Below are 12,637 nucleotides of genomic sequence, written 5' to 3'. Positions count from 1 at the left end.
GATTCCCTCCCCTCCTTAATAGTGAACCCAACGTTTCTGACCGAGCCACTGCAATACAGTGAAGATCATGATGATGGCAAAGAGTGCCCAGCTAATGGCAGCAGCGTATCCCATCTCGTAATATCGGAAGGCATTTTGGTAGATAAACAGCGACAGGACGGTTGTACTGTTCCCCGGCCCACCCTGGGTAATCGCTTGAATGATACCAAAGTTTTTGATGGTCATAATCAGCCCTGTGATCAGCAGTAAAAAGGTCGTTGGGCTCACAAGCGGCCAGATCACTTGGCGTATCGTCTGCCAGGGGCGGGCTCCATCTATCCGTGCAGCCTCAACCAATTCCTCCGGAATTTCCTGCAAAGCGGCCAGATAAATAATCATATTGTAACCCAGCATGAACCAAATCCAGATGATATCAATCGCATACATGGACCATTCGGTTGTTGATAACCAGCCGGGAGGGTTCGTAATACCGATTCCCCGCAAGAAGCCATTAATGGGCCCCGATGTTGGCTGGAACAGCAGCATCCAGACAAAAGCGATGGCAACGCCGCTGGTGATATAGGGCATGAAATAGAGGGCACGCAGCGTTTTTTGCCAATACACCGACTTGTTCAGCGCCACCGCCACGATAAATGCCAACCCCATCGATACCGGAACCGCTAACAGAAATACAAATGTATTTCGCAGCGCCACGCCAAACAGATCATCATTCAACATTCGGCGGATATTGTCCAGCCCGACAAAATTCGTCTCCGGGCTCATGAATTTGTAATCGGTGAACATGAGATAGAACGAATAGACAGCCGGTATAATAAAAAACAACAGCACGCCAATCATATTGGGCCCAATAAACAGATACCCGAGCCTGCTCTGCCGTTTCATCCAGGATTTATGCATATGCTCCCCCACTCCTTAACATCTGTTCTGGAATTAAGCATAACAAGATGTCCTCTAACATTTAAGGAACATAACCCTGTACCTGATATCACAGATATATGTATTTCGGCAGTGACTTTCGGGAGGAAAACAACATGGAATTGTTCTATTGCTTATATAGAAAAAACCGCCCCATTGGGACGGCCTTTGGACTCATTGCTTTTGCAATCTATTGATTCTGTTTCAGCCAGTCATTATGGCGTTTGACCATGTTCTGTACCGTAACTTCGGCAGTCTGGTTACCGAGGAAGAACTTTTCATACTCCTGTGCACGCAGATCGACCACTTCCTGCGCAATGCTGCGGACAAACGTAGGTGTCTCGTCACCGTACAACACAAATTCCAGAGACTCTTTATCATAAGAATCGGCATAATCGCCCAGCAGATGATCGATCGCAGTCTGTTGATCAACCGCATTGGAGGAAGGCAAACGTCCACCCGCAGCCATCGGCATCATTCCCCCATCGGCGTACCATTTCAGGAACTCCCATGCGGCTTCTTTATTTTTTGACTTGGAATTAATCGCAATAAAGTCACCAAGTCCTCCACTCTTCACCATATCTGCTTCTTGTGCAGCCAGTCTCGGTACAGGGGCAAAGGCGATTTTCCAATCCCGCGGGAATTCGGTCATATTGTTTGATGTGCGGATCAGCCATTCGCCGATATTAATCATGGCAGACTCACCGCCAAGGAACATGTTTTCCACCGGCATTTTGGAAGTCAGCTGCTCTCCGAGCGGAGGAGTGGTTGCATCCTCCTTCATCATTCCGTTCAACGTCTCCAGCCATTTGGTAACGAGTGGATCATCAAGATTGGAAGAACCGTCTGCCTTAACATAGCCGTTCTTCACCAGAACAGAATCGAGCGGGTCTACATAGGAAGCAGTATGCTGCACCAATCCGTATTTGAAGCCAGCAGCCTTCAGTTTGAGTGCATATTCACGAGCTTCATCCCAAGTCCAGGCTGTTGGTACGCTCAGTCCGGCCTGATCAAGCGCTTTCATATTTAAAGCGAAGAAGGCAGCGTTTTTCTTGGTTGGCATCCCGTAATATTTGCCGTCCACTTTCCAGGAAGCCGCATCTTCACCCATTTTCTCATCAATGTTGTAGTCGGTGAACTCGCCCAGATCCAGTGCTGTCCCGCCCTTGATGCGTTTATCCAGATTTGTAAGGGTATAGTTGACGTACAGGTCAACGTTCTGGCCGGTGGACAGCGCCGTATCCAGCTTCAGGTTGCCATCATCGTCATTCACAAACCGTACATATTCCACCTGAATATCAGGATGTTCCGCATTCCAGGTATCCACCACTTCCTGTGGACCATTCTCGGGCGGCACCGCGCCCCACATGGTGAGCTTCACTTTTCCCCCTGCCGCTCCACCTCCGTTATCTCCACCGTTCGTCTCATTTTTACCTACACAGCCGGCAAGCAAGCCCAGCATCAGCGCACCTACGATTAATCCCGTTAATCCTTTTTTGATTCTCATCTGGTCACATGACCTCCCTGAATTGAAGTGTACCTTCCGTTACATCGTAGCAGGGACCTTGCTGGGTTCATAAGATACATATCCATGATTCGGATTGAACAAAAATACGGATTTACTTGTGCTTGCCTGAGCACTCGGTACACATATTCCTTCTACTCATCCTGTGAGTCACGAACGATGGCGATACTGGCTGGGCGTGCAACCGGTCCAACGCTTGAATATTTTAATGAAATAATTATCACTTCCGAACCCTACCCGGTAACCAATCTCCTGTACAGGAAGATCCGTCTCGCGCAAGTATTCAGCCGCTTTCTCCATCCGTACCCCATGCAGGTAGTGAATCAGTGTATGGCCGGTTTTCTTTTTAAACAAAGCACTAACATAATTCTCGCCCATCATCACATATCGTGACATGGATTTGACAGTAATGTCCTGGTCGTAATGCTGTCCGATATACTGAATTATTTTGCTAATCTCCGGATGTTTCACAATTGGCTCACGAACAGGTGTAAATGGAAGATCCGTATCAGACGGGGGCGCAGAAGAGACCGTAAGAGAATCAGGCGAAACAGGCGTTGATGTGAGAACCGGTGTGGAAGGTGGCACTTGATGATGATCTGTCTCTGTCCGGGCTTCAGTCGAAGCTCCCAGTTCTGCACTTACTTTACGGAGTGTATCACGCAGTGAATTCACACTCATGGACAGTTTCAAAATATAATTGGAAGCCCCGTATTCCATTGCACGGCGTACATATTCGAACTCCCCCATACAGGTGAGCATGACAAACTTGGTTTTTAACCCGGCCTGACGGGTCTGTTTGAGTAATTCCAGACCATCCATACCCGGCATGACAATATCGGTCAGTACCAGATCCGGTGTATCCTGTATAATCATCGCCAGCGCTTCGGTCCCGTTACCGGATTCCCCGATGACCGTGAAGCCCAGCTCTTCCCAGGAAATAATCTCTCTCACCGACTCTCGTACGAATACCTCATCCTCTACAAGTAATACTTTCCACATGCCAGATTCCCCTCTCCAGTCGTAGGGCGTTTCTCAAAACTCGCGAAGTGCATCTTTTACCGCCTTTTCGCTTCATGCTTCGTCACTTTCCCTTGACGTGCCTCGGCACGCCTGCGGAAAACTTCCTTGCTCGGAACGAAAATTCAGCAAAATCTGCTTCCTTCGGAGTTTTCAGACACGCCCTAGTCTGATCGCTTCTGTAAGTAAGGCGTCGACAATAAAAAAGGAATGCTGAACCTCACTAATGTCCCCGGCTTGGTATCAATCACTTCAAGTTCACTTTGGCCTTTGAACAATAATCGTAATCGTTCCTTAAGGTTAGACAGACCAATCCCCGGACGTGTGCGGGTCATCTGCTGACGCCGGGATTCCTCCATTCCAATTCCGTTGTCTGCCACCTCCAGCATCAGCTTTCCTGTATCTTGCCTGTAAATGCCGATGCGGATCTGACCAAGCTGCTCCAGTGGCCCGACACCGTGGTGAATGGCATTCTCCACCAGTGGCTGCAAGCTCAGCTTGGGCACGAGCGCATACTCAAGTTTTTCGTCAAATTCACAAGTCACCTCAAAGCTATCGCGGTAACGAATCCGCTGGATATGAAGGTAGGCTTGAACCAACTCAATCTCGTCCTTCAGGTATACCAATTCGACCTGTGAATTCAGGCTGACCTCCAGTAATTTGCCCAAGGAAACACACATCTCGGAGATCTCTTCATTCCCGCTGCGGATCGCACTCCATTTCATTGTATTCAATGTATTCAGGAGAAAGTGCGGATTCATCTGGGCCAGGAGCATATGAAAATGTACCGCTTCCTTCTGGCGTTCCTCCGCCTTGAGTCTGTTGATCATCTGATTGGCATCATCCAGCATCGTATTAAACGTGCGTGTCAGTTCCAGCACTTCTCCGCGGCTGCGGCCTTCAGGGATACGGACCTTGAGGTTTTTGCGTACAACCTCCTTCATCTGGTTCTGCAGATGTGATAAAGGCCGAGTGAACGTCGCCGAGATCATAAAGGCCATGAGCACAAATGCTGCTGTGAAGCCAAAAAACGTTAAAAAATAGCGTTGCTTAAGCCCCGATATCTCCGTGAACAACACAGCTAGTGGAATACGATTTACCATGTACCAGTCCAGTGACTCGATGTATACGTAGTTAATCAGCGTATCTGAATCATTATCCGTCAGATAGGCCTCTGCCGGATGAAGTGCAATTTCCCGGGTCACGTCTGGGGAAAGTACCGCTTTTTCGGACGAGCGGGCAATCGTTTCCCCATTGCCAGTAATCAGGAAATACTCCTGATTGCTCTGCGAATCCTTCAGCATAGACTGAAACCAGTACGAATAATCGATGCTGATCCGTGCCATTCCGTACCTTTTGCCGCCACTGTCCTTCATATACGCATAGAGGGACAACAGATACGGGCTGGAGGATAGCTCCCGCAGGACATGGTTGGTATCCCGGGCATCCCAGCGGTAGAGCAACTCTTCTGATGGAAACGAGTTTGAATCAGTGTTGCCCTTGATGAAGGTCATTTCTCCAAGATGCTTGCGAAATTGTTCCCGATAAGGGCCATAGGCCAGAGCTTTTTTGGGCAAATACGAAGTGTAAACGTTATCATGAAAATCTAACAGTGTGAAGTACACGGAAGGATTATATAGAAAAAAGCTGTTGTTGATCATCTTGAACTTCTCTTCCACCAACGACTTATTCTCAAGCGGAGAACGATTGTCTGGAGAAGTCAGGACGTTTCTTACGGCTGAATCCTGTTCCAGAAAAATCAGGGTTTTGAATGCAATACTCATCTGGTCCTCTAGAGAACCATACATCTGCACCAGTTGCTCGTGGCTCTGTTCGCTGATTTTTTGCTCAACCAGAGATTCGATCTGTCCATAGTTGTAGACATTAAGTACGCTGAATGGCAGCAGAATCAACACCACAAACGCACCAAACAGCCGATACCTGAGCTTATGCGGCAAAAAGGTCTTCCAGTCGGGCTTTGTCATCCCCTCAGCGCTCCTCCTGCAATTATTGAGATCATTATACCATCAGTTCCCCCGCTTCGGCCGGGGCCGGGCTCATTCGCATGGATATGTGATACCAGTTGCCAGGGAAGGGATAGAGATACACAGATTTGTTCTATTGCATTAAAAAAACCGGAGATCTGGGATCTCCGGCTAGGCTAGATATAACGACTTAGCAAATTAGGATACAGGCTCCACTCCCCAGACAAGCTCGCCGTTCCGGTAAAGAGTTACCTTGGTCCAATCGGCAAAAGAGGTCTGCAGCGGGTTAAAGGAATAATCATCCCCCTCGCTGTAATTGGACCAGTCTGCTTTGTGCAACCGGGTATGTATCTCCCCAGAGGTTCCTCCGACCGGGATCACGCCTGCTCCGGTACCGAACTTCAGTTCCAGATAATGGTCCGCTCCAGGAACAGGTGCAGGCAGTTTCACTATGCTGCCGCTGATCTGACTGCCTCCAAGCTGTGCATAATCACAGAAAAAGGATTGTTGTTTCTCCCCGTCCACTGTATACCAGTAACGAATTGTCAGTTCATTCAGGCTAACTTCGGAGGTACCGTTGTTGTGAATGACAAACTGCGGTTTCATTTGGTTATCGAGCAGATTTGTATCCCCTGCACGATAGGCTAGAGTCAGATTGCTAGCAGGCTCTGGCGGCCCTCCACCCTGGACCTTTGCGGAAGCTTGAACGGAATTTACACTCTTCCCAACGCTGTTAACCGCATTCACCACATAGTAGTAGGTGGTTCCAGCAGATACCGCCATATCCTTATAGCTTGTTCCCGATACAGCGGCCACAGATGTATACGGTCCGGCTGCTGTCAGCGACCTGTTTACCGTATAGGAGGTCGCACTTGCAGATGCACTCCAGCTTAGATTGATGCTGTTGTCGCTAACCGCAGTGGCGGTCAGATTCTGCGGAGCGGCAGGTACTGCCTCGACCTGGACCGTCTCTAATACGGACCAATAGGCTGGCTTGGACTGGAGTCGCTCGTCGAAAAGCAGCGGCCAGTTGTTGCGGGCGACCGGGAAGGTTCGTAGCCAGGTATTGGCATCATCCTTGCCCCACAAGGTAACATTTTTGACTGTATCCGTATGCCTCAGGAAGATCTGGAACAGGGACTTGTACAGCGCCGCCTGCTGTGTCTTCAGTTCTTCCGGGAAGATATCATAAGATTGCGAATCATTGGAATATACACTTACATCAAGCTCAGTAATATGTGTTTCGAGGCCCAGCGCCTTAAATTTGACAATGGAACTCTCAATTTCCGAAAGGGTTGGATAAAAGAGGCTGATGTGTGTTTGATGGCCGACTCCGTCAATAGGCACACCCTTGGCTTGAAGGCGAGTGATCAGATTGTAGAGGGCCTGGCTTTTGGCCGGCTCATGGGTATTGTAGTCATTAATAAACAACTTGGCATCCGGGTCGGCTGCATGGGCGAATTCAAATGCTTTCTCAATATATTCTTCCCCGGCAATCTGGTACCACAGACTGCGCCGCAGGCCATCCGGCTCGGAGGCATCAATGACTTCATTCACAACGTCCCAAGCGTAGATCTGGCCTTGATAACGCTCCATTACCGTCTCAATATGCTGTTGCATCCGTTCATACAGCACCGTTTTGCTCACCAGATTGCCGTTGGCATCGTGGAATACCCAATCCGGAGTTTGTGTATGCCAAACGAGGGTATGCCCGCGTATCTCTTGTCCGTTCGCTGCTGCAAAAGCGACTGCGGCATCCGACCCGCTGAAATTATACATACCCTCTTGCGGCTCGGTACTGTCCCATTTCAGAACATTGCCTGGTGTCAGACTATCAAAATGCTTCGTAAGCAGCTGCTTGTCCGGTTCGGTCAGCAGTTCATTGTTCGTGAAGGCCGTCCCAATTCGAAACTTGCCCGCAAAAGCATCCTTTAGGGAAGGAATGTCTTCTTCGATCACAATGGGTCCGAGATCTGGCAGCTTCTCCAATCGGAAATCATCCATATAAAAAGAAGCTGTGGCACGGTCTGGCACTTCAAAATAAACCGATAACTGATTCGCTGGTTCCAGCATTTTAAACTGTGCAGTAAGCTTGGTCCATCCGCCTGCGGATGCGGTACCGAATGTTAAATTTTCATAATGTGTTGTATCTGGTAGGGTACGCTGTAAAGACATATTAAGGTTTGTGCTGGACGCTCCCGCCGGAAGCTTCACCCAGCCAGTGAACACATACGTCTGTCCCACCTCCAAAAGTTCTGTCACATCCAGCGCTGGCCCATGCCATGTCATAGCACGCCCGCTCACTTCCAGTCCATAATCTCCGGTACGAGCTGCAACGGCGCTTGCATGAAGCGTTTCTACTTCACCGCGTCCGCTCCAGCTCTGGATCGTGCCATCTTCAAAATCATGACTCAGAATCAAGGTATTTTCCCCTTCTGCCGCATGGACAGATGGAGCCGCCCAATACAAAGGAACTAACAACGTTATCATCAAAACAAATTTAAGCGCTTTCAAAAATATCATTTTTCTCATCGCTTCCATTCTCCTTTATCGAATATTAGGATGAATTCCTTATTCCAAAGGCTAAGGCCATATCCACCTCCTTGGTTTTAGTTATAAAATCAGAGTCCTCATTCAAACGAATACGGGGGCATACGTTCGGATAAGGACTCCATATGGTAAATTATAGTATAAATTGTCCATGATCTACAACTGAAATGTACTTCCCCTCTAATTTCGGTTAGAAATGCAGTATCCGTTGCTTCTACACTCATTCGCACCAGCTCCTCCATAATCTGGGCAACCCGTAACGAAGTGTATACCTGGTGCTCCGCTGGCTTCAAAAGTTGTCTTTAAAGTTGTCTTCAAGCTTTCTGCTCACTTCTTTCAGCTTACACCCTGTGTCTCCTGCGATACTCAGATGGACTTATGCCCAACGTTTTGGAGAACACTCTACTCAGATAAAAACCGTTCTCATATCCGCATCGCTCGGCAATTTGGTTAAGGGTCAGGCTGCTGTCAGCCAAGAGGTTCTGCGCTTTTTTCAGACGGACCCGTTTGAGATAGCCTGATGGCGTCTCCTGAAAAGCTTCCCGGAAACGCCTTGTCAACTGCACCGGACTCAAGGCCAGTCGCTGCGCCAATTCCTGAAGGCTGATCTCCTCTTCCGCCCGTTCCTCCAGCAGCGCTGCCGCTTCAGCCATTCGTGCGTCTTCGGTGAATCTCCGCTCCTTTAAGCGATTCTGTCTGCGTTCCACCTGATACAACTGCCACAAATCCATCATAAAATGTGTCTTCCAACGGGCAACTTCCCCCTTATTCTCCTCACTGTCCTGGCGTAAATAAGCGTACGTCGAGGCTAACCGCTTCGTGTCATTAATCAGCGATTTTCCGGCTGGTGGCAGAAACTCCTCCTCCTCCAGGCTACTGCTAAACTGTAAATAGTGAAATGTCAGCGGGGTAATGACTGTCCGCCGAAAAGGAACCGCCGGGGGGCACAGCACCAGATCGCCAAAACTCGCTTCTCCGATCTGACCCCCAATCTCATAATGGAATATTCCCTCTTCGACGGCAAAAGCCACCCAAGTCGTATAGATATCTTCCGTAAGAGCAAATTCCCCTTTTTGCTTCCAGTAGATGTGGTTAAGCAGCTCCATGACTTGACCACCCTTTCTGTGAAATAAAGTATATGTTTGATGATAGTATAGTGCATTTAAAAAGTGAATATATAAATCTAAGATGAAATTATAGATATGTAGTTGGAGTCAAGGTGGATCTAACTTCAGTTAAGGAGGTCACAGATATGAAACAAGAGCATGTACAATACGACATCACCGTCATCGGCGGAGGACTTGCTGGTGTATGCGCCGCGATAGCCGCTGCCCGCATGGGGCAGCAAGTGGCGCTGGTGCAGAACCGCCCCGTGCTTGGCGGCAATTCCAGCAGCGAGGTTCGGGTCTGGGTGTGCGGTGCCACCGCCCACGGGATTAACCGTTATGCCCGGGAAACGGGCATCATGGGAGAACTATTTGTAGAGAACCAGTACCGCAACCCGGAAGGCAACCCGTATCTCTGGGACTTGATCATTCTGGAAGCCGTTCGAGCTGAACCCAACATCAGCCTGTACCTGAACACGGATGTACATGAAGTCGAGGCCACTGGGGATGGAGATGAACGCATAATCACCTCTGTTACCGGGTGGATGATGGGTTCTGAGCGCAAAATCCGATTCGAAAGCCAGATCTACCTGGACTGTACGGGCGATGGATTGGTTGGCTTTCTGGCTGGAGCCAAGTTTGCACTCGGCCGGGAAGCCCGCAGCGAATATGGCGAAGAGTGGGCACCAGAGGTGGCTGATCAGATCACGCTGGGCAGTACACTTCTCTTCTATACCAAGGATGCTGGTGCGCCTGTCCGTTATATTCCGCCTTCTTTTGCCAAGGATATTACACAGACCAGCATTCCGATTCGCCGGGTCATTCGCAGCGGGGATTCCGGTTGTCATTATTGGTGGATTGAATGGGGCGGTGAACATGACACCGTTCATGACAATGAGCTGATCCGTGATGAACTGTGGTCCGTGATCTACGGGATCTGGGACTATATCAAGAACTCCGGCAAGTTTGATGCAGATCATATGACGCTGGAGTGGATTGGTTCGCTGCCTGGCAAAAGGGAGTACCGTCGCTTCACGGGTGACTATGTGCTCACCCAGAATGATATTATCAGCCAGCGGGAGTTCCCGGATGCCGTTGCTTTTGGCGGCTGGTCCATTGACCTGCATCCCCCGCAGGGCATGTACGCCGAAGCGAGTGGCTCGAAGCATATGCATGCCGATGGCGTATATCACGTGCCGTTCCGCTCGCTGTATTCCGCAAATGTGCGGAATATGCTCATGGCCGGGCGCGACATCAGTGCATCACATGTCGCCTTCGGGACAACGCGCGTCATGGCAACATGCGCGGTCATCGGCGAAGCCGCGGGTACGGGCGCGGCGCTCTGCGCGTCCATGGGGGTATCGCCGCGCGAGCTGCACGCGAGGCATCTGGCGGTCCTGCAGCAGACGTTGCTGCGGCAGGACGCATCCATCATCGGGGTGCGCAGCCACGATGAGCTGGATCTGGCCCGGCGTGCCAAGGCTACAGCCTCCAGCACGCTGACGGGCATCGCTCTTGAGCAGCCTGGCGAGACGTACCCGCTGGGTACGGATGTTGCCCTGCTGCTGCCTGTGCATCCAGTGCTCAGCGGCCTGGAGCTGCTGCTGGATGCATCCAGCGATACCGCGCTGACGGTAGAGCTGTGGGATACGGGGCGTAAGGAGAACTACGTCCCGCATTCGTTACAAGTTACGGCGACTGTTAACGTTACAACAGGAACTGCGCAGTGGGTGAAGCTGCCGCTCGAATGGCGACCGGAAGAACCACAGAATGCTTTTATAATCATCCGCTCCAATAAAGCCGTCTCACTCTACCATTCGACAGAAGCACACAGCGGGGTGCTGATCTTCTTCAAAACAGAAGAAAACCACGTGTCCAAAAATCTGGAGGATCATGCCACGGATCAGCCTGTCGTATTATGGTCCATGCAGGGGTTGGCGCGTCAGCCATTCTGCTGTCGTACCCTCTCTGAGACTTCGGCATATTCAGCGGACAACACGATTAACGGTTATCATCGCCCTTACGGTGGGCCGCAACAGTGGATGTCGCAGCCGATGCAGTCTGGCAATCCTGAATGGGTGCAACTGACATGGGAAGAGCCACAAACCTTGGCTGAGTTACACTTGACGTTTAATGATGATGTGAACGAGGATCTGGTTAATTTACATCACCATCACACAACATTCCGTGTGATGCCTGAGCTGGTGCGTGATTATCGCTTGGATGTGCTGACACCGGCTGGCGAATGGACACAAGCCGCAAGTGTTCAAGAAAATCACAAAAGAAAAGTTATTCATTCCCTGGAAGTCCCTGTGTCAGCTCAGGCTCTGAGAATCATAATTGATGCCACAAATGGCAGCAGATATGCCGAATTAATCGAGATTCGAGCTTACTAAAACAAAAAGGAGGATACAGGAAACTGTATCCCCCATCCTCCGTACAAGTCCGCCTGATTCTATTCGGCGGTTGGGACCCGCAAGCCCTCAATCAGGATAAACAACGTAAGTGCTTGTCCATATCCCATCGGACTGATCGCTATATCTTTATAAAACTGAGCATCCTGCCCCACAGGTGTACCATAGGACACCTGCTGTACAACTCCGTTATCATCAATATGTTTCAACACCGCTTCAAGCGCACTCAAGCCATTCTGGCGATAGGATTCATCCAGGTATCCATACCGGATTCCCTTAAGAATGCCGTATCCAATCGCTGCCGTTGCCGAGGTTTCTTTGTAAGAGGTTGGATCATCCAGCACAGTGTGCCACATGCCATCCTCACCCTGAAGCTTGCTCAGTGCTCTGACTTGAGCGGTTGCTGTATCCAATAGATAGGCCTTCAGCCCGGCTTCGATCGGAATGATATTCAGGAAATCCATAACTCCCGCCGTATACCATGCATTGCCTCTTCCCCAATGAACAGCACCATAATTATGATTTTCGTTGAAATCCCAGCCATGATAGAATAATCCGGTTTTCTTGTTATATAGATATTTGATATGCACAAGGAACTGTCGTTTGGCTTCTTCAACCATGTCTGTTTTCTTGAAGTATACCCCTGACTTGGCCAAAAATAGCACCGTCATAAACAGGGTATCAATCAGAATTTGACCATCATTGACATCTCCCGTGATCATATGTTGAAACGCACCATCTCCGGTTCGCAGCAGTCCATCCATGATCCAACTGCTCCACTCCTCACAGACCTGTTCGTACTCCTTGTTTCCGGTCAGCTCGCATAATGAGATCAAAGTAAGGAGCGGAGCGCAGGTGTTCACATTTTTTTCCGGTAACCCTTCCATCAGCCTTGCATTATACCATGATTCCAGAAATTCTAGCACTTTGGGATCTTTCGTTGCCTCATGGAGCTGAAGCAAGCCATACAGACCGACACCTTGCGGCCATTCCCATAGATGTATGTCAATTAGTCCGATGGGAAACTGTTCATTGATACTTGTGTTTTTCATAGACTCCATCGCTTGGGATACCTTGCTTATTCTCTCCTGCAGCACCATTTGATTCAGCATGTTGGTTATC

At 49.6% G+C, this 12,637-nt stretch carries 8 protein-coding genes; 1 reads left to right on the top strand and 7 read right to left on the bottom strand.

Annotation, left to right across the window (positions count from 1 at the left end; genetic code table 11):
• Positions 1 to 15: 15 nt before the first annotated feature.
• The 6 genes from C161_RS12385 to C161_RS12360 form a co-directional block, all read right to left on the bottom strand.
• Positions 16 to 897, bottom strand: a complete 882-nt coding sequence (locus tag C161_RS12385) for a carbohydrate ABC transporter permease (protein WP_036670532.1) — start codon at positions 895 to 897, stop codon at positions 16 to 18.
• 208 nt (positions 898 to 1,105) lie between these two features.
• A complete protein-coding gene (locus tag C161_RS12380; RefSeq protein ID WP_017688971.1) occupies positions 1,106 to 2,422 on the bottom strand; it encodes an ABC transporter substrate-binding protein in 1,317 nt (438 codons plus the stop codon).
• 168 nt (positions 2,423 to 2,590) lie between these two features.
• On the bottom strand, positions 2,591 to 3,442 hold the full coding sequence (locus C161_RS12375) for a response regulator transcription factor (protein ID WP_036670530.1): 852 nt from the start codon (positions 3,440 to 3,442) through the stop codon (positions 2,591 to 2,593).
• 182 nt (positions 3,443 to 3,624) lie between these two features.
• Positions 3,625 to 5,445: a cache domain-containing sensor histidine kinase gene (locus tag C161_RS12370; protein WP_036670528.1), complete on the bottom strand. Its 1,821-nt coding sequence runs from the start codon at positions 5,443 to 5,445 to the stop codon at positions 3,625 to 3,627.
• A gap of 198 nt (positions 5,446 to 5,643) precedes the next feature.
• On the bottom strand, positions 5,644 to 7,977 hold the full coding sequence (locus C161_RS12365; protein ID WP_051449703.1) for an endo-1,4-beta-xylanase: 2,334 nt from the start codon (positions 7,975 to 7,977) through the stop codon (positions 5,644 to 5,646).
• A 359-nt stretch (positions 7,978 to 8,336) separates the two neighbouring features.
• Positions 8,337 to 9,101 carry a helix-turn-helix domain-containing protein gene (locus C161_RS12360; RefSeq protein ID WP_036670526.1) on the bottom strand — a complete coding sequence of 255 codons (765 nt, stop codon included), beginning with the start codon at positions 9,099 to 9,101 and terminating at the stop codon, positions 8,337 to 8,339.
• Positions 9,102 to 9,247: 146 nt separating this feature from the next.
• Here C161_RS12360 and C161_RS12355 point away from each other — a divergent pair, with 146 nt between their 5' ends.
• Positions 9,248 to 11,497: an FAD-dependent oxidoreductase gene (locus tag C161_RS12355; protein WP_036670525.1), complete on the top strand. Its 2,250-nt coding sequence runs from the start codon at positions 9,248 to 9,250 to the stop codon at positions 11,495 to 11,497.
• 59 nt (positions 11,498 to 11,556) lie between these two features.
• On the opposite strand, the gene bglB is transcribed toward C161_RS12355, so the two are convergent.
• A complete protein-coding gene (gene bglB / locus C161_RS12350) occupies positions 11,557 to 12,627 on the bottom strand; it encodes a beta-galactosidase BglB (protein WP_036670524.1) in 1,071 nt (356 codons plus the stop codon).
• Positions 12,628 to 12,637 lie beyond the last annotated feature (10 nt).

It is taken from the genome of Paenibacillus sp. FSL R5-192 (assembly GCF_000517845.1).
In the GTDB taxonomy this organism is placed as follows: Bacteria; Bacillota; Bacilli; order Paenibacillales; family Paenibacillaceae; genus Paenibacillus; species Paenibacillus amylolyticus.
Note: the sequence above shows the minus strand (reverse complement) of the source record. Positions and strands in the feature narration are given on the sequence as shown.